This is a genomic window from Corallococcus praedator, from assembly GCF_003612125.1.
Taxonomy (GTDB): domain Bacteria; phylum Myxococcota; class Myxococcia; order Myxococcales; family Myxococcaceae; genus Corallococcus; species Corallococcus praedator.
In genome coordinates, this window is the sequence record NZ_RAWI01000119.1 from 1 (window position 1) to 23,545 (window position 23,545).

At 70.3% G+C, this 23,545-nt stretch carries 17 protein-coding genes and 1 pseudogene; 9 read left to right on the top strand and 9 right to left on the bottom strand.

The annotated features are described in order from the left end of the window. The 3 genes and pseudogenes from D7Y13_RS49940 to D7Y13_RS17340 form a co-directional block, all read left to right on the top strand. Nucleotides 1–359: pseudogene (locus D7Y13_RS49940) on the top strand (hypothetical protein); the annotation flags it as partial. Between the two features lie 90 nt (nucleotides 360–449). Then, nucleotides 450–1,688, top strand: a complete 1,239-nt coding sequence (locus tag D7Y13_RS17335; RefSeq protein ID WP_120583381.1) for a metallophosphoesterase — start codon at nucleotides 450–452, stop codon at nucleotides 1,686–1,688. Nucleotides 1,689–1,707: 19 nt separating this feature from the next. Next, nucleotides 1,708–2,352 carry a TetR/AcrR family transcriptional regulator gene (locus tag D7Y13_RS17340; protein WP_120531284.1) on the top strand — a complete coding sequence of 215 codons (645 nt, stop codon included), beginning with the start codon at nucleotides 1,708–1,710 and terminating at the stop codon, nucleotides 2,350–2,352. 136 nt (nucleotides 2,353–2,488) lie between these two features. Here the strand turns inward: D7Y13_RS17340 and D7Y13_RS17345 are convergent, their stop codons facing one another. Then, on the bottom strand, nucleotides 2,489–7,102 hold the full coding sequence (locus D7Y13_RS17345; protein ID WP_120583380.1) for an amidohydrolase family protein: 4,614 nt from the start codon (nucleotides 7,100–7,102) through the stop codon (nucleotides 2,489–2,491). Nucleotides 7,103–7,338: 236 nt separating this feature from the next. Between D7Y13_RS17345 and D7Y13_RS17350 the strand changes: the two genes are divergently transcribed. The 3 genes from D7Y13_RS17350 to D7Y13_RS17360 all read left to right on the top strand — a co-directional run bounded on the left by D7Y13_RS17350 (nucleotide 7,339) and on the right by D7Y13_RS17360 (nucleotide 10,547). After that, on the top strand, nucleotides 7,339–8,946 hold the full coding sequence (locus D7Y13_RS17350) for a serine/threonine-protein kinase (RefSeq protein ID WP_120531282.1): 1,608 nt from the start codon (nucleotides 7,339–7,341) through the stop codon (nucleotides 8,944–8,946). A 108-nt stretch (nucleotides 8,947–9,054) separates the two neighbouring features. Continuing rightward, entirely contained in the window at nucleotides 9,055–9,909 is an 855-nt protein-coding gene (locus D7Y13_RS17355) for an ATP-grasp domain-containing protein (protein WP_120583379.1), read from the top strand. Between the two features lie 101 nt (nucleotides 9,910–10,010). Continuing rightward, nucleotides 10,011–10,547: an FHA domain-containing protein gene (locus D7Y13_RS17360; protein ID WP_120583378.1), complete on the top strand. Its 537-nt coding sequence runs from the start codon at nucleotides 10,011–10,013 to the stop codon at nucleotides 10,545–10,547. Nucleotides 10,548–10,634: 87 nt separating this feature from the next. On the opposite strand, the gene D7Y13_RS17365 is transcribed toward D7Y13_RS17360, so the two are convergent. Both D7Y13_RS17365 and D7Y13_RS17370 read right to left on the bottom strand, forming a co-directional pair. Next, the gene (locus D7Y13_RS17365) at nucleotides 10,635–11,363 is read right to left on the bottom strand and encodes a tetratricopeptide repeat protein (protein WP_147444277.1); all 729 of its coding nucleotides are present in this window, start codon (nucleotides 11,361–11,363) and stop codon (nucleotides 10,635–10,637) included. Next, nucleotides 11,332–12,849 carry a serine/threonine-protein kinase gene (locus D7Y13_RS17370; protein WP_120531278.1) on the bottom strand — a complete coding sequence of 506 codons (1,518 nt, stop codon included), beginning with the start codon at nucleotides 12,847–12,849 and terminating at the stop codon, nucleotides 11,332–11,334. The genes D7Y13_RS17365 and D7Y13_RS17370 overlap by 32 nt, the downstream gene beginning before the upstream one ends. Before the next feature lie 408 nt (nucleotides 12,850–13,257). On the opposite strand from D7Y13_RS17370, the gene D7Y13_RS17375 reads away from it, so the two are divergent. The 3 genes from D7Y13_RS17375 to D7Y13_RS17385 all read left to right on the top strand — a co-directional run bounded on the left by D7Y13_RS17375 (nucleotide 13,258) and on the right by D7Y13_RS17385 (nucleotide 16,297). Further along, nucleotides 13,258–13,695, top strand: coding sequence for a host attachment protein (locus D7Y13_RS17375; protein ID WP_120531289.1), 438 nt, complete (start codon nucleotides 13,258–13,260; stop codon nucleotides 13,693–13,695). Nucleotides 13,696–13,773: 78 nt separating this feature from the next. Further along, a complete protein-coding gene (locus D7Y13_RS17380) occupies nucleotides 13,774–15,666 on the top strand; it encodes a methyl-accepting chemotaxis protein (RefSeq protein WP_120583376.1) in 1,893 nt (630 codons plus the stop codon). Between the two features lie 22 nt (nucleotides 15,667–15,688). Then, nucleotides 15,689–16,297: an HAD family hydrolase gene (locus tag D7Y13_RS17385; protein ID WP_120583375.1), complete on the top strand. Its 609-nt coding sequence runs from the start codon at nucleotides 15,689–15,691 to the stop codon at nucleotides 16,295–16,297. 10 nt (nucleotides 16,298–16,307) lie between these two features. Here the strand turns inward: D7Y13_RS17385 and D7Y13_RS17390 are convergent, their stop codons facing one another. The 6 genes from D7Y13_RS17390 to D7Y13_RS17415 all read right to left on the bottom strand — a co-directional run. After that, complete coding sequence (locus D7Y13_RS17390) at nucleotides 16,308–16,958, bottom strand: glutathione S-transferase family protein (RefSeq protein ID WP_120583374.1); 651 nt, start codon at nucleotides 16,956–16,958, stop codon at nucleotides 16,308–16,310. A gap of 38 nt (nucleotides 16,959–16,996) precedes the next feature. Further along, entirely contained in the window at nucleotides 16,997–17,608 is a 612-nt protein-coding gene (locus D7Y13_RS17395) for an adenylate/guanylate cyclase domain-containing protein (protein WP_120531274.1), read from the bottom strand. Between the two features lie 475 nt (nucleotides 17,609–18,083). Continuing rightward, complete coding sequence (locus tag D7Y13_RS17400; RefSeq protein ID WP_120583373.1) at nucleotides 18,084–18,788, bottom strand: carbonic anhydrase; 705 nt, start codon at nucleotides 18,786–18,788, stop codon at nucleotides 18,084–18,086. Further along, nucleotides 18,785–20,359, bottom strand: coding sequence for a SulP family inorganic anion transporter (locus D7Y13_RS17405; RefSeq protein WP_120583372.1), 1,575 nt, complete (start codon nucleotides 20,357–20,359; stop codon nucleotides 18,785–18,787). The genes D7Y13_RS17400 and D7Y13_RS17405 overlap by 4 nt, the downstream gene beginning before the upstream one ends. Nucleotides 20,360–20,539: 180 nt before the next feature. Next, nucleotides 20,540–21,892, bottom strand: a complete 1,353-nt coding sequence (locus D7Y13_RS17410; protein WP_120531271.1) for a sigma-54-dependent transcriptional regulator — start codon at nucleotides 21,890–21,892, stop codon at nucleotides 20,540–20,542. Then, on the bottom strand, nucleotides 21,889–23,545 hold a 1,657-nt coding region (locus tag D7Y13_RS17415), incomplete at its 5' end, for a sensor histidine kinase (protein WP_341870425.1). The genes D7Y13_RS17410 and D7Y13_RS17415, both read right to left, overlap by 4 nt.

The window sequence follows — 23,545 nt, forward strand, 5'->3', positions numbered from 1 at the left end:
GAGTTCGTCGGCAGCGTCAGATTTGTATAAGAGACAGGCTGGAGGAGTTCCCGGACGCCGACGCGCAGAGCGGCATCGCGTCCGCCATGCTGCATGCGCACTCGGATGCGCCGGTGTCGCAGAACCGCATCGTGGAGCGCCTGAAGCAGGACGGCCGCCTGGAGTCGCTCTTCGGTGAGGTGTTCCGCGAGGACAACCCCTTCGTGGAGCAGCCGCACAAGGCCGCCATCGTGCGCGCGCTCGACACGGCGCTCACCCGCGGCACGGTGACGTCCGACGACCTGCGCGCCTTCTCCCGTGGCACCTACGCCCAGGAGTGGCAGCAGATTGGCGTGGCACTGGGCGACGCCCGGAAATAACCGGCTTCCCCGCTTCGCCCCCATCGCTTCACGCTTCTTCACGCGCGCGCCGGTTGCGCCGTGACGCGTGCGCGAGAGGATGGGGCCGCCATGGAAAGCCCGTTGCGCTTCATCCTGTTCTTCCTCTTCGTCGGCGTCGCGGCGGTCTACGTCCACATCTATCTGTACCGGCGCCTGTTCCGGGACACGTCTGAAAGCCGTGCGTGGCGGCTCACCGGCAAGGTGCTGCTGACGCTGCTGTGCCTGCCGCTGCTGTTGTCGTGGGTGGTGACGCGCGTGCTGCCCTCCGCGTTCGCCATGGCCGTCATGTCGTGGACGTGGATGGGCGTGGCCGTGTACCTGCTGCTCTCCCTGGCGACGCTGGGCGGGGTGCGCTGGCTCGTCGCCCGGACGCGGGGCCACCGGGGCGTGAAGGCCCCCGTCGCGGCGCCATCCCCGGAGCCGGTGGCGACGCCCTCCCTGGCGGAGCTGTCCGTCACCGTCCCGCCCCCTGGCGTGGACGAGGACCGGCGCCGGTTCCTGGCCCGGGCCACCGCGGGCGGCGCGGTGCTGGCAGCTGGCGGCCTGACGGGCTTTGGCATGTGGAGCGCCTTCCACCCGCCGGTGGTGAATGAAGTCACGGTGCGGCTGCCCGGCCTGCCCAAGGCCCTGGACGGCTTCAGCATCGTCCACATGAGCGACATCCACGTGGGCCCCATCATCCAGCGCCGCTTCATGGACGAGCTGGTGCGCCGGGCCAACGCGCTCAAGCCGGACCTGGTGGCCATCACCGGCGACCTGGTGGACGGCACGGTGAGCGACCTGGCCCACTCCGTGGCCGCGCTCCAGAACCTGAAGGCGCGCGCGGGCACGCACTTCATCACCGGCAACCATGAGTACTACTGGAACTCGAGCGCCTGGGCGGACGCGCTCACGGGCCTGGGCATCACGGTGTTGCGCAACCGTCACGTGTCCATCGGGGACGCGGGCGGCGCGTTCGACCTGGTGGGCGTGGACGACTGGTCCATGCGCAACGGGCCGCAGGGCTACAACCTGGACGCCGCGCTCGCCGGCCGGAACCCGGACCGGGCCTCCGTGCTGCTCGCACACCAACCTTCCAATTGGGATGTGGCGGCGAAGGCCGGCATGGGACTGCAACTGTCCGGGCACACCCACGGCGGACAGTTCTTCCCCTTCACCGTCGCCGTGTCCGCCATCTGGAAGCACGACGCCGGCCTCTTCCAGGAGGGCGACCGCCACCTGTACGTCAGCCGGGGCACCGGTTTCTGGGGCCCGCCCCTGCGCGTCGCCGCGCCGTCCGAAATCGTTAAGGTGACGCTTATCTCGTGAGGTGTAGATTTACCCGGAAATGAGCAAGGAACCAGCGAAGCGCGAAATCAAGCAGGAGCGGGCAGCGCGGACGCGGGTCGAAATCCTGGAGGCCGCCATCACATTGTTCGCTCGGCGGGGATACCTGTCGACGACGATGTCGGACCTGGCGAAGGCCATCCGGATGACGCCCGGCGCGCTGTACTGGCACTTCCCCACCAAGGAAGACCTGCTGCTGGCGGCCATCGAGGAGCTGCACTCCCGCTACCAGGCGGAGTTCCTGCCACTGCTCACCGAGCGCCGGATCCTCTCCGGCCGGGAGCAGTTGGTGTTCGTCGTCTCGCGCACCTCGCAGTTCCTGCGCTACCACCGCGAGTACGGCATCTTCTTCGGGATGCTGTCCGCCGAGTCCGCGGAGTCCAACGACCGCGTGACCGAGCTGCTGCGGGAGAAGATCGCCATCTACGTGCAGGTGCTGGCGGGGATGATCCGCTACGGCCAGAAGCGCAAGGAGTTCCGCGAAGAGGTGGACCCGCTGCACATGGCCCACACGATGATGGGCGGCTACCTGGGCATCCTGCTGCACCACAACCTGTTCCGCGCCATCGTGAACTACGACCCGCTGATGGCGTCGTTGGATCAGATCCTCTCCGGCGGCCTGCACGTGCGCGGCCCGCTGGGCTAGCCAGCGCCCCCCGGAAACGAAGACGCCCGCCCCCCGATGCGCTGGGGAGCGGGCGTCTTGTCATTTCAGGGGATTCACGACGGCGGTACACCCCGCCTCCCTCCACCTTCGAGGGAAGCGGAGCGGGGTCCGCGCGCTACGGCAGTTCGACCGGGCTCTTCGAGCTCTGCGGCTGGCGCACGGCGCGGGTCACGAAGTCCGTCGAGTTGTCGTCCGTGTCGTAGCCATTGCCCAGGGTTTCGTCCGCGCCGCCCACCGCCATCGTCGCGGAGGTGGAGGTGGCCTTGGCCTTGCGCTCCAGGCTGCCACCGGACGCGGGGTGCGCCGGAGCGGCCTTGCCTTCCGGGCCCGCGCCCGTGCCGTAGCCCATCAGGTCCACGGTGTTCGGATCCGTGGCCGTGGTGCCCATGGCGCCCGTGCCGATGCGGATGTGGCCGCCCGCCGTCATGCTGGCCGACGAGTTGATGCCGGACGTCTCGTCCGCGGTGACGTTGGGGTCGGAGAAGGTGCTGCTGCCAATCAGGTAGTAGCCGTGCGCCTTGATGACGGCATCCGCCTTCAGGGTGAAGGACCCGGAGTAGGTGGCGCCGGTGGCGGAGCGGTACTGGACCTTCCACCCGCCGATGCTCACGTCCTGGTTGGTGGGGTTGTAGAGCTCCACGAACTCGTCGGTCGCCGACGCCGTCGTGCCACCGCAGACCTCGCTGATGACCACGTGGCCCACGTTGGCGACGAGGCTCACGGTGATGGCCGCGGACTTCGTCACGCCCGCGTAGGACGCGTTGAGCTGGGTGCTGCCCTCCGCGCTCCCCGCCGTGAACGTCACCGAGGCGGTCGTCTGCCCCTCCGGCACCGTCACCGTCGCGGACGACAGCTCACCCACGCCCGAGGGCGCGAGCACCACGTCCACCACCGCACCGCCCGCCGGGGCCTTGCGGTCCAGCGTCACGGTGAACACCTGCGTCTTGCCCGCGTTCACCGTCACCACGTCCGGCGTGATGCTGGCGAGCTTCGGGGGCGGAGGCAGCACGGTCAGCGCGCCCGTGCGGGTGATGCCGTTGAGCGAGGCGGCCACGGAGCCCGCCCCTTCCCCGTCCGCCGCCGCGGTGAACACCACCGTCGCCGTCGTCTCACCGGGGTTCACCGTCACCGACGTGCTGGCCAGCGCGCCGAAGGGCGTGCCCGTGGGCGACGTCAGCGACAGCAGCACCTGCACCGCGGTCGTGGGCGCGGACTCCAGCGTCACCGTGTACACCTGCTGCGCGCCCGCGTTCACCGTGGCGGTGGACGGGGAGAGCGACACCAGCCGGGGCACGTCGGTGATGACGTTCACGGTGGCGTCCAGGGTCTGGCCGGAATGCGTCACCGTCAACGTCCCGGCGCCGGTACTGGCCTCGTCCACGGTGAAGTCGAAGGTGGCGCTCTGCGCGTCGGTGGCCACCGTCGCGTTGGTGAAGGTGCCGAAGCCCGCGGGGGACACCGTCAGCCCCAGCGTCGTGCCGGCCGGCGCGGGCCGGTCGAACGTCACCGTGAAGCGCCCCGTTCCACCCGGAGCCAGCCCCTGCGTCCGCGGCGTGAGGTTCGTGATGGACGCGGCCTCGTCCGTGCCCAGCACGCGCAACGTGGTCGTCTGCGAGGACGCGCCCAGCGTCGCGGTGAGGGTCACCGCCGCCGAGGGCGCCAGCGCCTGCAGCGCCACCGTGGCGCTCGTCTGGCCCGCGGGGATGACGACCTGTCCACCCACCGCGTTCAACGCCGCCGAATCGCTGGAGGTGATGGACACGGTGATGTCCACCACGGAGGCGAACGCCACCGACACCGTGAGCGCCTGGGGAATGGCGCTGGCGTTGCCCACGCGCGCGAAGCCGCCGGACGTGAAGGCCGTCAGGGCCGGCAGCGGCGTGAGCATGTCGGCCACGCCCCGGGGCAGCAGCTTGTGGTCGCTGAAGGTGTACGTCAGCACGCCGCGCAGCACGCGGTACTCGGTGCCCAGCACCTGCGTCGGGTAGGCGTAGGCCTGGTCGTCCACCATCAGGCCCGTGACCGTAGGGGTCCCGGCCTTGTTCTCATCGACGATGAACTCGCGCTGCTTGTTCTCCAGCCCGGTGTTGAACACGTTCTGGACCTCCACCAGCGCGCCCTCCAGGGCCTTCGCCCGGGGACCACCGGTGCGGATGGCCTCCGTGCGCACGAGCACCGGCGCGGGCAGCGCGTTGCCGGAGCTGTGCTTCGTCACCGTGGCATCCGTGACCTCCAGCAGGCCGAAGTACTCCTTCAGCGTGCCTTCCACCCGGATGTTGTCACCCACCGCCACGGCCGCCTTGTCCGAGTAGATGTAGAGGCCGGAGTTCTCCGCCCCCTTGCCCGCCGGATAGTTGGCCACCTGCACCCAGTAGCCACGCGTCGCCTTCGCATCCACGGCGGTGACCACCACGTCGTCCACCGCCACCTTGGTGTTCACGAGCGACGTCTTGCCGGAGGAGGGCGTCGTCTTCACGTCGTAGACGGTGACGGGGCATGCGGCGCCGTTGGCGTTGGCGACCTGGCACGGGTCGCACTCGTCGCCCACGCCATCGCCGTCCGCGTCCTTCTGGTCCGCGTTGGCCACGAGCGGGCAGTTGTCGCCGGGAGCGAGGATGCCGTCGTAGTCGAAGTCCGAGGGGTCGGTGGCCTCGCAGGCGCCGGCCGCCGAGGGGCAGCCGTCGCACGCGTCGCCCTTGCCATCAGCGTCGGTGTCCTTCTGGTTCGCGTTGGCCACGTACGGGCAGTTGTCACGCCACGTCGGCACGCCGTCGTGGTCGTCGTCCTCACCGCGGAAGGCCACGCAGGCGGTGGTGCCCGCCTCCAGGGGGCACGGGTCGCACGCATCGCCCACGCCGTCGCCGTCCGTGTCCGCCTGGCGCCCGTCGTCCATGGGACGCACGGGGTTGAAGATGGCCGGGCAGTTGTCCGTGGCGGCCGGGATGCCGTCCGCGTCCGCGTCGTCCGCGCTCGACACGCCCGAGTAGACGGTGGAGCCGTTGACCGCGGCGACAGGGAAGACGGTGCCCACCGCGTTGCGCGCCGGCTCGCACGTCGGCTCGTTGGCGGGCGTCTCACAGGCGAACAGCGGGTAGAGGTTCCGGGTGTCCGTCGAGCCCTGGAACGCCGTCAGGTTCTTGCCAATCTCCGACTGCACGCACGCGGCCTTCTGGGTGCCACACACGGCCAGCGCGTCACAGGTGTCCGCGCCCTTGAGGCCGTCCACCAGGGCCTGGTCGCCGTAGAGCGGCTTGCCACCGCGCATCGTCAGCACCACGTCCTGCGGATCCGCAGCGATGACCGCGCGGTACGGAGATCCGGCGTAGGCGCCCTGCCGGAAGATGGCCAGGTCCGCCAGCTTGCCCGGCTTGATGCGGCCCACCTTCTCGTAGACATCCACCGCGTCCGCCGCGTTGGCCGTCACCATGCGCCACAGCTCCTCGTCGGTGAAGGTCTTGGCGTAGCGGGTGGAGTTGAGGTGGTCCGCGCAGCGCAGCTCGCGCAGCAGGTTCATGGAGCCGGAGCGGATCCAGTCCGTGCCCAGAGAGACGGACACGCCCAGCGTCTTGAACGCCGTCACCATGGCCGTGTCGCCGTACAGCGAGACGTTGGTGCGCGGCGACCAGACCAGGCCGGTGCCGTGCGCGGCCATCTGCGAAATCTCCCGGGCGGTGAGGCCCACGCCGTGGATGATGGCCGAGCGCGGATACAGCACGCTGGCCGCCCCGGAGGACAGGCAGCGGAACTCGTTGAGCGCCGAGGCCTCGATGCCTTCGGAGATGTGCGGCAGGTATGCGGACGTGCGCGACGCGACGTCCGCCGCGGACGGGAAGGAGCCGTAGGCGCAGCTGCCCACCAACTCGGTGCCGTCACTGTCACCCAGAGGGAAGGTGTCCGAGTCCGCGGCACCTTCTCCCAGGCCCTCCTGCTGGGCGAGGGTGTTGGTGTCCAGGTTGCGAAGGAACCCCTTCTGGCCACCCGCGCCCGCGACGGAGGTGGTGCCCGCCATCACCTGGCGAAGCTCCGCCCAGAGGATGGCGTCCGGCTTGGCATTGCCCGGGTTGTCCAGTTGGGTGTGCTTATTGTTGCCCCTGCGCCAGTCGTTGCGGTGCTCGAAGCGCTCCGTGCTGTTGCTGGCCAGGGGCGCGCCCTGGAAGCTGATGTGGTCGTGCGGGTTGATGAGGCCCGGGGAGATGACACCCGTGGGGCACATCACCTGCGTCGCGTCCGCGGCGCCGGCCGCCGTCGAGCAGTCGCACGCGGAGCAGGTGATGACGCCCTGCGCATCCACCAGCACCTGGCCGCCCAGGAACGTCTCACCGTCCGTGAGCACCACGCCGGTGAACAGCGTGCCCGCCGTGCCCGCCTTCGTCACCGCGCACGTGGCGCCGTCCGGAAGCGCCGCGGGAGGCGTGGCCCAACACTGCGTCGTCTTGGTGGGCGTGACGGTACAGTCCGCCTCGCACCCGTCGCCGCTCACCGCGTTGCCGTCGTCACAGACCTCCGTGACTTCCTTCTCGCCGTCGCCACACTTCGACGGAGTCAGCGTGCAGTTGGCTTCGCACCCGTCGGCCCCTTCCTTGTTGCCGTCGTCGCACTGCTCGCTTCCCTCCTTCTTGCCGTCGCCGCACACCACCACGGGAACTTCAGGATCATCGGATCCACAGGCACTGCCCAAAAGGAGGACCGCGCCCAGGGCGGCCAGCAATAAGCGGGGGGAGCTGCGCATGAAGCCTCCTGCCGGATAGGCAGTGCCGAGAAAGGTCGGAGCGTCGAGAAGCACCCCGGACCTCGCACGCGGCAGAGGACCCGGGGTGCAACATTTCAGCGATACCTGACCCGTGAAGTCCACTTCGTGGGACTCAAAGCGTCCGCCGTGTACCTGGAGGTGTGGTAGGAGCGCACCCAACGTGTGGGGGAGCGTGCTCATGACGCGGGCGCACAAGGTCTAGAGTAGAGGGGCACATGATCACCCGGAATCCGTCGAGTACCGTTTCCCGCTTCCTCGAAGGGCACCTGCGGCGCGATGCGCAGGCGCGTGAGCTGTCGGTCGCGCGCTTCATGAGCATCCTGTCCGGCATCTGCGTGGTGGTGGCCGCGGCGCTGGGTCCGTCCATGGGCTGGGACCTGACGCTGGCGCTGATGGGACTGTCGGCGGTGCTGGCGGGCTACTACGCGGTGATGTGGGCGGTGCTGCGCAAGGGCGTCTTCCACCCGGCCATCCCGTGGCTCAACGTGGCGATTGAAGTGAGCATCCCCGCGGTGGTGCTGACGTTCGACCTGCGCTACCAGGGGCCCGTCTACGCGCTCACCGCGCCCACGATTGTCATCTGGGGCGCGCTGGTGACGCTGGCGGGCCTGCGCAGCAACCCGCGCCTGGGACTGGCCGCGGGCGCGCTGGTGGCGGCCGAGTACCTGACGCTCTACTTCGGCTTCGTGCGGCCGCTGTTGCCGGAGAGTCCGCTCATCACGCTGGCGCCGCTGTTCATCTGCGTGCGCGCGTTCTTCTTCGTGGCCACCGGGGCGCTGACGGCGGTGCTCGCGCGGCACTTCCTGGAGCGCACCCGGAGCGCGCTCGCGTCGCTGCGCGAGCAGGAGGTGATGGGCAAGTACGTGCTGCATGAGCGGCTGGGCGCGGGCGGCATGGCGGAGGTGTACCGGGCCACGTACTCGCCCGAGGGCGGCTTCGAGAAGCAGGTGGCCCTCAAGCGCATCCTGCCGTCGTTCGCGGACGACGCGTCCTTCGTGACGATGTTCCGCCGCGAGGCGGAGCTGTGCTCGTCGCTCAACCACCCCAACATCGTCCAGGTGTTCGACCTGGGCCGCCACGGCGGCACCTACTTCCTGGCGATGGAGTACGTGGACGGGCTGCCGCTCAGCGGCGTGCTCAAGCCGCAGGTCCGCAAGCCGCTGCCGCTTTCGGCCGCGACGTTCCTGGCCGCGGAGCTGGCGTCCGCGCTGGACTACGTGCACCGCAAGACGAGCCCGGACGGAGAGCTCCTGCGGCTGGTGCACCGCGACGTCAACCCGCCCAACGTCCTCATCTCGCGCATCGGCGAGGTGAAGCTGTCGGACTTCGGCATCGCGCGCGACGCGGCCCGCGCGAACCTCACGGTGGCCGGCAGCGTGCGCGGCAAGCTGGGGTACATGGCACCGGAGCAGGCCATGGGCCGGGACTTCGACGGGCGGGCGGACCTGTTCGCGCTCGGGCTCACGCTGCATGAGGCCCTCACCGGCCGGCGCGCACTGAGCGGCCATTCGGAGGAGCTGCTCCTGCGCGCGGCGGTGGATCAGGAGGTCGTCCCGCCCTCGCAGCTCAACCCCGCGGTGCCGGTGGCGCTGGACGCCATCGTCATGTCGCTCCTGCAGAAGGATCCGCAGCGGCGCACGCCCAACGGCGCGGCACTGCGCCAGCAACTCCTGGCGCTGGAGGGCCCCGCGGCCCCCTTCCCCCATGGACAGGCGGAGCTGGGACGGGTGGCGCGCGAGGCGAAGGCGCTCGCGACGGCGCTGACGAAGGAGGAGTCGGAGTCGTTCGCCGCCGTGGAGGCGCCGGCCGTGCGCTCGGCCTGAGGCCGGTCCCGTGCCCCGGGGCGCGGAGCCGGGATGGTGCGGGAGCGCTGCACGGGACCTGGGAGCGCGCTAGAACCCGACGCGTCCCCGCTCCTGGAGTGCGTCGCCTTGGACATCGCCGTCATCACCTACGCAGGAATGCCGCAGCTGTACCCGCTGGATGCGCCGCTGGTGCCCGCCCTGCGCGCGCTGGGGCTGGATGCCCGGCCGGTCATCTGGGACGACCCCTCCGTGGACTGGAGCCAGGTGCGCGCGGCGGTGGTGCGCAACGCGTGGGACAGCCACCTGCGCCGCGAGGAGTTCCTCGCGTGGGCGCAGCGGGTGGACGCCGTCACGCGGCTGTTCAACCCGTTGGACGTGCTGCGCTGGAACACGCACAAGGGCTACCTGAAGGACATGGAGGCCCGGGGGCTGCCCCTGACGCCCACCGTGTGGGTCGAGCCCGGCGGCACGCTGGATGTGGAGCAGGTGGCGCGCGAGCGGGACTGGGACGCGGTGGTGCTCAAGCCCGCGGTGGCGGCCGGCGGGCTCAAGGTCTTCATCTTCCGGCGCGAAGCGCTGCGCGACGCGAGCGCGAAGGTGACGGAGCTCGCGAAGGAGGGCGACGTGATGGTGCAGCCCTACCTCACCGCCTTCGAGACGGAGGGCGAGCGCTCCTACATCTTCTTCAACGGCGTCTTCAGCCACGCGGTGCGCCGCCCGCCCACGTTGGCCTCAGCGCCCCGGGGCTTCGCGGAGCCGCACGCGTTCACGCCGGACAACCCGGCGGAGTTCAAGGTGGCGGAGGCGGTGCTGGAGGCGTCCGGTGGCGCGCGGCTGTTGTATGCGCGCGTGGACGTGGCCACGGACAACGCGGGGCGCACCCGGTTGCAGGAGGTGGAGGTGACGGAGCCGTGCCTGTTCCTCCCCCTGGATGCGGCGGCGCCGGAGCGGTTCGCCCGGGCCGTCATCGCCCGGCTGTAGCGTCCGGCCGGAGGTTCACGCTCGCCGGCCATTCGACCACTCGTGGACACCTGCGAACGCGGTGTGGCGGCGAGGGGTCGTGATGGGGTTATGTGTGGAGCATGCGCGCCCTGTTGCTCTCGTTGCTCATCCGCCAGCACATGGCCCTCAAGGAGAAGTTCAGCGCCAAGTACCCGCACGCCTGGTTGGTGTGGGAGGCGGGCGCGTGGAACGTCCCTGAAGAGCAGAATGTGTCGGCCACGCGGTTGCCCATGATGGACCTGCGCGACTGCCTGCCCGCGGGCGACGCGCTGTGCTTCGAGCTGATGGGGGTGGCGGAGCGCGGCCCCTTGAAGCTGGGGCGCGCCGAGCACAACACCTTCGTCGTCAACGACGCCACGGTGTCGCGCGAGCAGCTGGCCCTGCACCCCACCCCGGAGGGGCGCTGGACGGTGGAGCGGCTGGCGCACTCCCGGCCGGTGACGGTGAATGGCGGAACGCTGGAGCCCGAGCAGCCCCGGGTGCTTCAGCCCGGCGATGAGCTGAAGGTGGGCGACGTGCGCCTCACCTTCCACGACGCCGTGTCGTTCAACGCGCGCATCGGCCGCATCGCCGCGCAGGTGCTGGCACAGGCCTCCGCCCCACCGCCGCCGCGCTGACGCGAAGGCCGTGCGCCGCCTCCGGGAAGCCGTGGCCCGGAAGCGCGACACCGGACGCCGCGAGCCCGACCTCGGGCCCCCGGGCCCCTACCGCCCCACGGTGCCGAGCGTCGTGTCCCGGGGGTTCGGTGCCGTGGCGACCCACACCGCACCGCCCGCGAGCAACGCCGCCGCGCCCATGCCGGCCCAGACGTACCAGCGACGCGACCAGGGCTTGGAGGCCTGCGTCGTCACCGCGCCCTCCGGCACCTGCATCGCCAGGGCCTCGGAGGCCCCGTTCTTCTCCTGCGCGGCGACCGGCGTCGCGGAGGGATTCGCGGCGATCCTCGCCTGGCTGGCGCGCGCCTCCGCCAACGCGGCCTGCTCACGCGCCCGCTGCAGCTCGCGGTCCCGCGTGAAGCGTTCGCGCTCCCGGCGCTGCTCCTCCTGGGCGCGCGCCTTGCCGTCCATCTCCGCGATGAGCTCGCGCACCACGTCCGCGTTCGCGGGCTCCTCCGACGACAGCGCCAGGTAGCGCCGGTAGAAGAAGGCCGCGCGCGACGGGTTGTTCAACTGCCGGTGGCACTGCGCGATGTTGAAGAGGAACGCGGGCAGCGGCTTGAGGCGGTACGACTCGCTGAAGGCCTTGAGCGCCCGGTCGAACTCACCCAGGTCGTACGCCAGGTTGCCTTCGGAGAAGCGATCGCGCGCCTGGGCTTCCGAAGAAACCGTGGGCGCCTCCTGCGCCACCACCGGCAGCGGCGCGCCCAGCCCGAGCGCCAGCACGAGGCTCAGCGCCTTGCGGTCAATGCGCCGCGAATGGATCAATGACCGCATCCCTGCTTCCTCCCTTGCGGCCCGGCCCGCGAGCCGGCGCGCGGCGCGGCCCCGCGCTCGCCTTCACGAGCGGCACGGTCAGCTCCGCGGCGGCGGCATCCTGCTTCAGCTCCACCGCGCGCTCCAGCGGAACGTAGCCCGCCAGCTCCACGCGAAGCTGCGACGGCACCGCCCGCCGGGCCAGCGCCTTCGTCAGCGGCGTGACGCCCAGCTCCTCCCCGGTGTCCACGCGAACCACCTTCGCGCCGGGCGGAGACGAGTGCACCGTCAGCGTCACCGCGTCGTTCGCGCCCGCGACCGTCCCGCTCGCGGCGGCCGTGGCCCCCTCCACCTGGACGACGTCGGCTTCGGGCGAGCGCGACGGATGCAGGCGCTTCCACGTCGTGATGCCGGACACCAGCGCCAGCGCGGCCAGCGCCGCCGACACCTGGAGCCGCCGGTCGCGCAGCACGGAGGGCACCCGCATGCGCAGGGTGGGCCGCTCCAGCTCCTCCACGGGAGACAGGGCGGAAGGCGCCGCCGTCACGGCGGGCAGCAGCAGCAGCGCGGTGGTGACCTCCGCCAGTTGCTGCGGCCGGGCTTCCGGCTCCTTCGCCAGGCAGCGCATCACCAGCGCCGCGAGCGCGGGCGGCATCGGTTCACCCGACGGCAGGTGCGAGGGCAGCGGCGGCGGCGGCTGGGTGATGATCTGCACCACCAGCTGCCCGAAGGCCGACGCCTGGAAGGGCGGATGGCCCGAGAGCATCTCGTAGAGGATGTTGCCCACCGCGTAGATGTCCGCGCGAGCGTCCACCGGCAGGCCCGCGGCCTGCTCCGGCGCCATGTACGCGGGCGTCCCGATGATGGTGCCATCCAGCGTGCCGGTGAGGCTCACGCCGGTCTGCGTCGTCATCAGCTTGGCGACGCCGAAGTCCAGCACCTTCACGAAGTCCGACTGCCCCGAGCGCTGGCTGATGAACAGGTTGTCCGGCTTGATGTCCCGGTGCACCACGCCCACCTGGTGGGCCGCGCCCAGCGCCGCGCACACCTGCACGGCCATGCGCTGCACCCGCGCGAGCGTCAGCCCCTCTTCCTTCAGCAGCGCGCCCAGGTTCTGGCCGCGCAAGAGCTCCATCACGCAGTAGACGTGCCCGTGGGGCGAGTCGTCCACGAAGTCGAAGACCTCCACGATGTGCTCGTGGTTGATCTGGTTGACGGTGCGCGCCTCCTGGAAGAAGCGCTGCACGAACGAGCTGTCCCGCGCGTGCTCCGGCCGCAGCACCTTGAGCGCCACCTGCCGACCCAGCCGCACATGCCGCGCCTGGAACACCCGCCCCATGGAGCCTTCACCCAGGAGCCGCTCGAGCTGGTAGTTGCCCAGCACCGTGCCCTCCTGGACCTCTTCTCCAGGCTGCGCCATCAGGGCCTGCGTCGTCCCGCCACCGTCGCTCACGGCGTCACCGTGGCCGGACAGGACTGTGTGGGCGAAGAGATCGTCGGTGACCATGGGGGGATCAGGTTTCCATGGCGGGGCGACCCTGCAACCCAGGGGCGGTCATCTATCGCTCCAACGACGGAAAAACTTTCGCCACGTGACGATTGGACCGCCCCACCCCGCATGGAGCTGTCCCATGTGCGGCCAATACGCACCTTCCGTCCACGGACATTGAAATACTTCTCCATACAGCGCACTCCCGTCCCGTTCCCCCGCATGGATGGTCGCCGCTTGGATGCGGTTGGTCAACGTGGGCGGAAGGCCCGGTAGCACGGTGGCTGGTGGATTGTTCCTGCCGTAAGGGGGCGCCAGAAGGGTCGCCTGGACACCGCTCGGCGGGCAGGAGGCTCGCTGGGGGAAGCTTGCCGGGGACGAGGGGGGTCCGCACTCCTCAAGACACGACCCAAGGGAGGCATGAAGATGGCGGACAAGAGGCTCTGGATCCTGGTGGCCAACGCGAGTCGCGCCCGGCTCTTCGCCACGGACGCGAAGGCGGAGAAGTGGGACCTCATCGAGCAGTTCCAGCATGACGAGAGCCGGGCCAAGCCCGTGGACCTCTTCAATCAGGCCGACAATCCCAACGCGGGCACGCTGCATGGTCCGGTGCCGGAGAACGACCCCAACGGACGGCGGGAGCTGGAGCACGACCGCTTCGCGCGGGAGCTGTCCGCGCGACTGGACAAGGGCGTGGATTCGCAGTCCTTCGACGAGCTGGTCATCGCCGCGCCGCCCGCGTTCCTGGGCAGGATGCGGGGCCTGCTGAGCACGCGCGTGAAGCAGCGGGTGCGGCTGGACCTGGACGCGGACTACTCGAACCTGCCCGCGCGGGACCTGCCTGACCGGGTGCCCCTGTTGTAGGCAGCCAGTCGGCCGGGGGGTATGTGGCCCGGGTTCTGGTATAGGACCTGGGTTACCTCTCTTCGCGCCCGACGTGCCATGCCTCCTCTCTTCTTGCGATCCCTGACGCTGCGTGGGCGGCTGCTGCTGTACATGACCCTGGTGTCCTGCGTGCCCCTGCTGGCCCTCACCGGGATGCAGGACTCGCTGATGCGGCGGCAGACGGAGGCGCAGATCGACTCCTCGCTGCGCATGGAGGCGGAGGGCTTCAAGGACCTGCTCGAGTCCACCCTCGCGGAGCGCGAGTCCAGCGCGCGCAGTTGGGCGGAGGACCCGGTGCTGCGCGCCGCGCTGCGCACGAAGGACGCATCCTCCAGCGACGCGATGCTGGCGCTGCTCCAGCGGCGCTACCTCACGCTCAACGGCATCGTGCTCTTCAGCAATGACGGCGTGGCCATCTCCGCCAGCACGTCCGGCCTGCGCGACGCGTACGCCGGCACCAGCGCCCAGGTGCGCGCGTCCGCGTGGTTCCGCGAGGCCCAGGTCGGCCGCACCACGGCGGAGGGCGTGGACGTGGAGGATCCCATCTTCAGCGTGCACGTGCTGCCGCTGGCGGTGCCGGTGACGGACGAGGCGGGAAAGCCCCTGGGCGTGCTGCTGGCCGCGTTCGACTGGGGTCAGGTGGGAGAGCTGGCGAAGCCCGCGCTCGCCCGGGCCCAGCAGCGCGGCCACCCCAGCTTCTCCATGGAGGTGAAGAGCGCGAACGGCGCGACGCTGTTCGACACGCGCAAGGGCGCGCACGACGACACGGGCCGGGTGGCGGTGGCCGCGGTGAACGGCACGCTCGTGCGCGACGTGGGCGACGGGTGGCGGTTCCTGGCCCAGTTGGATCCCGCGGAGGCCTACGCGCCGCTCAACCACATGCGCCGGCTGGTGCTGGGACTGGCGGCCCTCTTCGTCGCGGCGGTGGGCGTGGGTTCCTGGATGCTGGCGCGCGGCATCACCCGCCCCCTGCGCGCGCTGAGCGAGATGGTCCGCCGCGTCGTGAAGGAGGGCGACCTCACCCAGGTGATGGAGGCCCAGACGGGCAAGGACGAGGTGGGCGAGCTGACGGAGGCGTTCGTGCAGATGATGAAGAACCTGCACGAGACGGCCACCAGCCTCCACCAGGGCACGCGCGTGCTCAGCGAGACGGTGGCGGAGCTCAACCTCGCCTCCGAGGTGCAGGAGCGCAACGTGGCCCGGCAGGCGGCCGCGCTCCAGGAGACGCAGGTCACCGCGCAGGAGATCAAGCAGACGTCGCTGCTGGCCGCGGAGAAGGCGGAGACGGTGCTGGGCGTGGCGGCGCGCGCGGAGGAGGTGGGCCGCGCGGGCGAGGGCGCCATCCGAGACAGCCTGGACGGCTTCCAGGGCCTGCACGAGCAGTCCGGGGAGATGGCCATGCGCATCGTGCAGCTCAACGAGCGCACGCAGCAGATTGGCGGCATCACCCAGACGGTGAAGGACCTGGCGGACCAGTCCAACATGCTCGCGCTCAACGCGGCCATCGAGGCGGTGCGCTCCGGCGAGCACGGCAAGGGCTTCAGCGTGGTGGCGCGGGAGATCCGCAACCTGGCGGACCAGTCCATCCAGGCCACGGAGAAGGTGCGCGACATCCTGGGGGACCTGGGCCACGCCATCATCTCCACCGCGAAGATGACCGAGCAGAGCCACGCGAGCGTCGCGGAGGGCCTGGATCAGGTGCGCACCAGCGGCGAGCACCTCAAGGAGCTGGCCGCCATCGTCCAGGACAACGCCGCGGCGGCGCGGCAGATCGCCGGCGCGGTGAGCCAGCAGAACGCGGGCATCGCCCAGATCTTCAGCGCGGTGACCGACCTGTCGTCGATGATGACCGAGACGCAGGCCAGCCTGAAGTCCACCACCGGCGCCGCGCGGCGGCTGCAGGAAGTGGCCGGACGGATGGAAGGCGTCGCCAGGGCGTACCGCATCTAGCCTGTCCCCCGGAGGAATCCCCGTGGCCGCTGTCCCCGCCGTGAAGGCCGTGCTGTTGGATCTGGGCAACGTGCTGGTGTTCCACGACAACGCCCTGCTCTTCGCGCGGCTCGCGGCGCGGGCGGGCCTGGAGCCCCAGGAGGCGGCGCGGCGGCTCACCGGCGCGGGGTGGACGGCGGCGAACCGGGGCCTGCTGGACGCGGAGGGCATCCGCCAGGACGTGTGCGGCGCGCTGGGCGTGGAGCTGCCCATGGCGGAGTTCGCGCCCCTGTGGAGCAGCCACTTCACGGTGCACCACGCGGTGCTGCCGCGCGTGGAGGGGCTCGTCGGCCGGGTGAGGCTGGTGCTGCTGTCCAACACCAACGCGCTGCACGTCGCGTACTTGAAGCCGCTCTTGCCGCTGCTGAAGCGCTTCGACGCGCTGGTGATGAGCTGCGAGGTGGGCGCGGTGAAGCCGGAGCCGGCCATCTACCGGCTGGCGTTGGACAAGGCGGGCTGCGCGCCGGACGAGGCCGCCTTCTTCGACGACCTGCCCGAGTTCGTCGACGCGGCCCGGGCCCTGGGCGTGCGCGGGCACGTCTTCACGGACGCGCCCGCGTTCGATGCGCAGTTGAAGGCCCTGGGACTCTGAAGCCGGGACGCTAGCGGTAGCGGGCCAGGGGCGGCTCGCCCTGGGCGTCCTCCGTCCACTTGATCATCGCGGGCAGGCCGAGCACGGCGTCGCGCCAGGAGGTGAGCTCCGGACGGAACGGCACGCCGTAGGTGACGAAGCGGGTGATGACGGGCGCGTAGAACGCGTCCGCGATGCTGAAGGCACCGAAGAGGAACGGGCCTCCCTTGCCGTGGCGCTCGCGGCAGCCGGACAGGAGGGCCTGGATGCGGGCGATGTCCGCGTGCACGCCCGGCGCGTCCAGCCCCGGCACCGTCTTGCGCGCGGTGAGGTCCATGGGCAGGTGGCTGCGCAGGGCCTGGAAGCCGGAGTGCATCTCCGTCGTCACGGAGCGCGCCATCGCCCGCACGGGGCTTTCTTCGGGCCACAGCTTCGCGGCGGGGAAGGTCTCCGCCAGGTACTCGCAGATGGACAGCGAGTCCCACACCACGGTGTCGCCGTGCTTGAGCACCGGGACGCGGCCGCTGGGCGAGTGCATCGCGATGAGCGCCGCGGTCTCCGGCGTATCCAACGGAACGAGCACCTCGCGGAACGACTGGCCGGTGTGGGCCAGGGCCAGGTAGGGGCGCAGCGACCACGAGGAGAAGTTCTTGGAACCAACAACCAGGGTGAGTTCGGACATGGCGCGGCACCATACCGCCGCGCGCCCGTCCGTCAGCTTCAACCGCCCGCGGTCACCCGCCGACGGCCCAGCAGTGAACGCACGCGCGACATGAGCGCGCTTTCGCCCCGGGGCTCCACGGGCGCGTCGATGCGGAACACCGCCACCGGCAGCTTGATGTTCTTCAATTCATTGCGGCCCAGCCGCACCGGGGGCGCCTTCAGCCGGCCCTCCACCTGCGCCGCCACCGTCTCGCTGACGTACACGGTGCCCGGACGCGCCAGGGACTCAATGCGGGCCGCGAGGTTCACGCCCTCGCCGAACACGTCGCCATCGCGGTGCACCACCATGCCCAGGTGCGCGCCCGCGCGGATGGCCATGCGCCGCTCACCCGGCACGCAGCGGTTGCGCGCATCCACGGCGGCGCGCCACTCCAGCGCGAACGACACCGCGGACAACCCCGCCTCGAACTCCAGCAGGAAACCACCCTCCTCCATCCGCTTCACCTCGCGCCCTCCGTGGCGCGGCAGCAGGTCCCGCACGAGCTGTCCATGCTCGTCGTGCAGGGCCTGCTGAAGACACTCATCCCGCCAGCGTTGACCAGCAGGGGCCTCCATGTCCGTGAACATGATGGCCGACAACTTCCGGGGCTCCGGGGCCTCCACCACCATCGTGCATCCTCCCTCCCCCCGGCGCAGACACCGTGATGCTACTGCACGACGGGCCCGGGCTCCCAACCTGGCCGGGAACCCACCCGGACGGACACGTTCCGGGGAACGCAACCGTGCGAAGTCAGAGGCGGACCCCACGTCCGCACACCCAACCTAGCGACTTCCTGACGCGGCGCACCAAGCACCCGGAGGGTTCCGGGCCACCGGTGTCCGGCACCCGACGCGTCGCGGTGGGAGACCGTCCGCTGCGTGTCAGGAGGCCCGCGCGAAGCCGCGTCCCACGCGGCCTCGGAGGGCCTGCGGGCCATGCCTTACGCCGACGAGAAGGTCCGACAGAGGGCGCGCTCCCGGCTGCCTTCCACGAACCGGAAGGGGGGACTCACAGAAGCCGCGCGCGCGTGCTCACGTCTGTCGCGAAGAAGCAGAACCCCGGCGATCCGCGCTGGGCGCAGGATCGCCGAGGCTCGATGCGGCCTTACTGGACGGCGCGCAGACCCGACTGCTCTTCCGCTGCGTCGCTCAGCTCCGTCAGGAGCCGATCGCCTTCGGTCTCGTCGATGGGAACGAAGCGACCGAGGTCAGCCCGGTAGGCGTGGACCTGCGCCGCCCCGATGTCGAACCACCAGCCGTGCAGCCGCAGCGTCCCCGCCGCGAGCCGATCTCTCACGATGGGGTAGGTCTTCAAGTGCTCGAGCTGCTCGAGGACGTTCAGCTGGGAGAGGCGATCCGCCTCGGGCAGCCCCACGCCCACCTGGGTGTTCTCCCGCAGCGCCTTGAGCGAGGGCGTTCCGTGCGCGAGCCACTTCTCCAGGTTCGGTGCGCCGTCCACGGCGCCTCCGGCCAGGATCGCCTTCATCGCGCCGCAGCTCGAGTGTCCGCAGACAACGACGTCCTCGATGGGCAGGAAGCCAAGAGAGAACTCGATCGCCGCCGCCTCCGAGCGGTCCGCCGTGGGCTGTCCATTGATCGCTGCCGTCGGAACGAGGTTGCCCACGTTGCGCACGGTGAAGAGGTCACCGGGGTCCGTGGAGACGAGCAGATTCGGCACCACGCGGCTGTCCGAGCAACTGATGAAGAGGCAGTCCGGAGTCTGTCCCTTCGCGAGCCTCGCGAAGGTCGCGCGGTACGAGGGCAGGGTGTGACGCTGGAAATCGAGCAGACCTCTGATGAGCTTCTTCACTGAGCACCTCCGGGAGCGAGAGACGAAACGTGATGTGCGGGGGATGAAGGGGGGAGCGCAGCAGCAGGGCCCGTAGCGAGGGCCGCACGCGCGCCACGCCGACTCCAGACGTCCTCGAGCGGCTCCATGGTCACGGTGCCGCCCGTCTTGCGATGCGTGTCAGCCCAGCTCTCGAGCGCCTCGAAGCCGGAGTGGTCGAGCATGTTCACCGCCACGTCCACCTCCACCTTGGAGCCCGAGGGAATCTTCGCGAGCGCCGCCGACAGCTTCGGCACCCCGACGAACGTCAGCGCGCCGCTGATGCAGACCTGGTGGGCGCCATTGGCGGCGTGGCTCTCCACGCGCACCTGGCCCAGCTGCCACAGGAGCCGGAGGATGGCCGCACCGAGTCCAAGGCCGATGCCCGCGAGCAGGTTGATGCCCACGACGCCGGCCACGGTGATGAGGTAGACGGGCAGCTCGCCCCGGTGCCGGAGCTCCCGGATGTGGGCCAGGTTCACGAGCTTCAGGCCCACGTGCACGAGCAGGCCGGCGAGCACCGTCAGGGGCACGAAGGACGCGAGCCCCCCCAGCAGGGTCACGAAGGCGAGCATCCACACCGCATGCAGCACCGCCGACCAGCGCGTCTTCGCGCCGGCATTGATGTTCGCGGCACTGCGCACGATGACGCCGGTGATGGGCAGACCGCCCACCAGCCCGGAGAGGGTGTTCGCCACGCCCTGCGCGAGCAGTTCGCGATCGAGGTTCGCCCGCGCGCCCGTGTGGAGCTTGTCGGTCGCCACCGCGCTCAAGAGCGATTCGGCGCTCGCCACGAGGGCGAGGGACAGCACGGCCACGACGAAGGCCCCCAACATGGACCCTTCTGGAAGGGAAGGCAGATTGATGGCCGACAGCGCGTCCGCCGCCAGCTGCACCCGTGCCACGTCCGCATTCAACACGGCCGCGACCGCGGTCCCGCCCACGACCGCCACCAGCGGACCCGGGACCTTCTTCAGCCGCCCGTTCGGCAGGAACTGCCACGCGATGAGGATTCCAAGCGTGAGCAGACCCAGCAGCGTGGCCGGTCCATGAAGGTCGGCGATCTGCCCGGGCAGCTCCCGCAGGTTGTTCCAGGCGTTGCTCTGCGGGGAGCCGCCGAGAACGATGTGGATCTGCCCCAGCACGATGAGGATGCCGATGCCCGCGAGCATTCCGTGGATCACGGCCGGCGAGATGGCGAGCGCCGAACGCGCCACCTTCAGCGCGCCGAGCGCCACCTGCACGAGCCCCGCCACGGCCACCGCCGCGCACGTCACGGCGAAGCCCAGCTCCTGGATGAAGCCAAAGACCATCACCGCGAGGCCCGCCGCGGGGCCGCTCACGAGAAGCGGCACGCCGCCCATGAGGCCCACCACCAGGCCTCCCACGACGCCGGCGATGAGTCCCGCCATGATGGGCGCTCCGGAGGCGAGCGCGATGCCCATACACAGGGGCAGGGCCACCAGGAACACCACCAGCGAAGCTGGCAGATCCGAGGCGAGGATCTCCTTCAACGAGGGTCTCGCCTCTGCCGCTTTTCCACCCGAAGTCATTGCTTGCGCTCCCCTGTCATCTGCCGAGCCGTACAGGGGCTCGACGCGACAAGGGGGACTACGCAAGCGTTGTGCCAGCCCTGATCGGGCCCATTCCTCCTGGGGCGTGGCTCGTCAGGAGCGGGGGATGAAAGAAACTTGAAGCCCACACCTCAAACGATGAAAGACTTTTTAAGTCCTTCACTCCGAGGGTGGGTTCTCCTCTAGACGGCGGAGAAAGGTCGGATAGGACAGGCCCAGTGCGCGGGCCGCCTCCATGCGCCTGCCTCCGAGCTGTTCGAGCACGTGCCGGACATAGAGCCGCTCCACTTCATCGAGCGGCCGAGGTGGGCCTGACACGGAGAATGCGTTGGGATCGACCAGGGCCGGCGTGCCGCCCCCCTTGGAGAGGGACAGCAGCTCGAGCGCGGGCCCGCCCTCGAGCACGAGCGCCCGCTCGAGCACGTTGCGCAGCTCCCGGACATTGCCGGGGAAGGGATAGCTCAGCAGGCGCTCCTCCGCCGCGGGAGAGAAGGGGACCGGGCGTCGACCGAGCTCCGAGCACAGCTCCAGCACGAGCGTCCGCGCGAGCGGCAGCACATCCTCGCGACGCTCGCGCAAGGGGGGAACGTCCACCCGGAACACGCTGAGCCGGAAGAGGAGGTCCTCGCGAAAGCGCCCGGCGGCGACCTCCGCTTCGAGGTTCTTGTTGGTGGCCGCCACGATGCGGGCGGTGCTCGTCAGCTCGGTCGTGCCACCGAGTCGTCGGAAGGCCCCCTTGTCGAGGAACGTGAGCAGCTTTGCCTGGAGCGCGAGCGGCAGCTCACCCACCTCGTCGAGGAAGAGAAGCCCATCGCTCGCGAGCTCCACGAGCCCGCGCCTCGCCGTCTTCGCATCCGTGAAGGCGCCGCGCTCGTGTCCGAAGAGCTCGCTCTCCATCATCGTGTCCGGAAGCGCGGCGCAGTTGATCTGCACGAAGGCCCCCTGCTTCTGGCGCAAGGCGTGGAGCTGGCGGGCGAGCACCGCCTTCCCCGTCCCCGTCTCCCCGAGCAGCAGGACGGGACTTCGCGGAGTGGTGGCGATCCGCCCCAGCATCTCGAGGGTTCGCTGCATCGCCGGCGAGCGAGGCTCCGCCATCCGATGCTGTCCTTCGAGGACGCTCTCGGCCTGGCGCAGCCGTTCCTGGAGCTGGAGGTCGCTTGCCGCGCGGCGTGCGCGCATCACCAGGTCGTCAATCTCGACCGGCTTGCTCAGGTAGTCGCGAGCCCCCGCCCGGATGGCCTCGACAGCGCTCTCGATGTCGCCGTGCGCGGTCACCATCAACACGACCGTCGTCGGAAGCTGGGCACGCAATTCGGGCAGGAAGACGAGCCCATCTCCGTCCGGCAGCCTTCGGTCCAACACGACGAGGTCGGGTGCCTCCGCAGCGAGCGCGGCGCGGGTCTCATGCAGCGAGCGAGCAACCCGGACGCGAAAACCCTCCTGGCTCAGCATGGAGGCGGCGAGCGAGGAGAAGGTCCTGTCGTCATCGACGAGCAGCAGGGAGGTGCTCATGACGCCATTTTCTCGAGCGGAAGGCGAACCGTGAAGCGGCTGCCTCCGGGCACTCGGGTGTAGGAGACGCTTCCTCCATCATGGGCACGGATGGCCGTGCGCACCATCGGAAGCCCGAGCCCGATACCCTTCGACCGCCCCACCGCGAAGGGCTCCCAGAGCCGCGGCTCGAAGGCCGGGGGCACTCCTCCGGCGTTGTCCTCCACGACGAGCACCACCTCTCCACCTTCGCGAAGGAGCCGGACCTCGACGCGAGGCGTGGGCTGCTGGCCTATATCATGGGCCACGGCGCCGGCTTCGACGGCGTTGCGGATGAGATTGTCGACCGCGGAGACCAGCAGCGTCGGGTCCCCCTTCACGAAGAGCCCCTCCTGCAGCGTGGTCTCGATGGCGACATCCGCTGCTTCCGGCAGGAGCCTCACGGCTTGAAGCGCGTCCTGGACGAGCAGGTGTATCTCGCAGCTGCGCCGCTGCGTGGACTGGGGGGAAGCAAAGCTCAGCAATGAGCGGGCAAGGTGGCCAAGCCGGTCCGCCTGGGAACGCAGCGCCTGGACGGGCAATGTCGTCTCCCCTCCCTTCGCGCGAATCATGCTGAGCGCGGCCTGCATGCTGTTGAGCGCGTTCTTCACCTCATGGGCGATGAGCGAGGAGGCCGTGCCGAGCGCCGCCATCGTCTCCTGGCGCCGCAATCGTTCTTCCGCGGCCACCAGCGAACGGTAGGAGCGACGCAGGAGCACTGTGAAGAGGAGGAGCACTCCGCCGAGCAGCGCGGTGTGGAAGCCGAGCTGGCCGAGGTAGCGGCGCTTGAGCATCTCGCGGTCGCGCGCCTCGTCCTCGAGCACGGCGAGCAGCATGCCGGTTCCGGGAACGAGCGCCGCTGCGCCGAGCAGCCGCGTGCCTCCGAGCGTGACGGCCCCGGGAGCGTCCACCAGCGGGCGAAGGCGCGTGGCGAGCTCCGGCTGACGCAGCAGTGGCGGGGGCGTTGCCGGGAGGAGGAGCCGACCGCGCTCGCCGAGCAGGGCGACCATGGACTCGTTCGTCCCGCGAGGGGTCGTCGGTAGCAGCTCGTTCGCCGTCGCGAGCTCGCCCACGAGGAGGCCCACGACACGCTCGTCGCGCACGATGGGGACCGCGACCGCGACGAGCCCTCCGCCTTCCTCGTCCAGCAGTCCGACCGAAGCGACCCGCTCTTCCACCGTCCGCCGGAACCACGCGCGCGAAGCGAGCGGTGTGCGCCCGAGCGGCATGTCCGCCGGGTCGCTCCACATGCGATTGCCATTCGATGACACCAGCGCGACGCCCGCCGAGAAGAGGGACGTGTGGCTGAAGGCATTCTCAAGGAGCGCGACCTCGGGTCCTGCTGCTCCATCCTCGGGTCTGAGCGACGGGTGCTCCGCGAGCCGTTGCAGCTCCGAGCGCAGCAGTCCGAGATGTGCGCCAAGTGCCTGGGCCTGGAGGCCCGCACGGTCCGACAGGTGAGCGAGGAGCTCGCCCTCCGCCGCCTTCACATCCTCCTGGTAGGTCACGACGGGGCTCACGAAGGCGGCGCCCCAGAGGAGCATCAGACCGACCACGGCGGACCGGCCCGCTTTTCTCTGCGTGCGAAGAAGATCGCCCGGTGGGGGCACGAGAGAGGTCAGGGAGGGATGGGCC

Coding starts and splice junctions, on each gene's coding strand:
- D7Y13_RS17335 (WP_120583381.1), top strand. CDS start 450: ATGGAAAGCCCGTTGCGCTTCATCCTGTTCTTCCTCTTCGTCGGCGTC.
- D7Y13_RS17340 (WP_120531284.1), top strand. CDS start 1,708: ATGAGCAAGGAACCAGCGAAGCGCGAAATCAAGCAGGAGCGGGCAGCG.
- D7Y13_RS17345 (WP_120583380.1), bottom strand. CDS start 7,102: ATGCGCAGCTCCCCCCGCTTATTGCTGGCCGCCCTGGGCGCGGTCCTC.
- D7Y13_RS17350 (WP_120531282.1), top strand. CDS start 7,339: ATGATCACCCGGAATCCGTCGAGTACCGTTTCCCGCTTCCTCGAAGGG.
- D7Y13_RS17360 (WP_120583378.1), top strand. CDS start 10,011: ATGCGCGCCCTGTTGCTCTCGTTGCTCATCCGCCAGCACATGGCCCTC.
- D7Y13_RS17365 (WP_147444277.1), bottom strand. CDS start 11,363: ATGCGGTCATTGATCCATTCGCGGCGCATTGACCGCAAGGCGCTGAGC.
- D7Y13_RS17370 (WP_120531278.1), bottom strand. CDS start 12,849: ATGGTCACCGACGATCTCTTCGCCCACACAGTCCTGTCCGGCCACGGT.
- D7Y13_RS17375 (WP_120531289.1), top strand. CDS start 13,258: ATGGCGGACAAGAGGCTCTGGATCCTGGTGGCCAACGCGAGTCGCGCC.
- D7Y13_RS17380 (WP_120583376.1), top strand. CDS start 13,774: ATGCCTCCTCTCTTCTTGCGATCCCTGACGCTGCGTGGGCGGCTGCTG.
- D7Y13_RS17390 (WP_120583374.1), bottom strand. CDS start 16,958: ATGTCCGAACTCACCCTGGTTGTTGGTTCCAAGAACTTCTCCTCGTGG.
- D7Y13_RS17395 (WP_120531274.1), bottom strand. CDS start 17,608: ATGGTGGTGGAGGCCCCGGAGCCCCGGAAGTTGTCGGCCATCATGTTC.
- D7Y13_RS17405 (WP_120583372.1), bottom strand. CDS start 20,359: ATGACTTCGGGTGGAAAAGCGGCAGAGGCGAGACCCTCGTTGAAGGAG.
- D7Y13_RS17410 (WP_120531271.1), bottom strand. CDS start 21,892: ATGAGCACCTCCCTGCTGCTCGTCGATGACGACAGGACCTTCTCCTCG.